Origin of the sequence: Rhizobium redzepovicii (assembly GCF_019793435.1) — a bacterium.
Taxonomy (GTDB): domain Bacteria; phylum Pseudomonadota; class Alphaproteobacteria; order Rhizobiales; family Rhizobiaceae; genus Rhizobium; species Rhizobium redzepovicii.
The window spans coordinates 1-255 of record NZ_JAILYH010000116.1 but is presented as its reverse complement, the minus strand read 5'-3'; the positions used below and the strand labels follow the sequence as shown (position 1 = coordinate 255).

Here is a 255-nt window from a genome sequence, read left to right as displayed (position 1 = left end):
ATTCCGACTGCACGCTGATGCCGTTGTTGAGGGGGAAAAGCTCCTCGATCTCGTCGATGACCTGTTCAAGCTTCTTGTCGCCGCCGAACACGATGTCCTTTTCCTGGAAGTCTGAGGTGAACTGCAGAGTCACGAACGTGTCGATGCCCGTCAGGCCGACGTAGTAGTTGCGGCGTTGCGACCAGGAATAATGACCGCAACCGACCGGCCCGTGCGAGATGTGGACCATGTCCTTGACCGGCCCCCATACCACGC

1 protein-coding gene is annotated in these 255 nt (G+C 58.4%); it reads right to left on the bottom strand.

What is annotated here, in order from left to right:
- Positions 1 to 255 (bottom strand): nitrogenase component 1 (locus K6N12_RS33840; protein WP_281424340.1); only part of this gene is annotated, 255 nt, incomplete at both ends.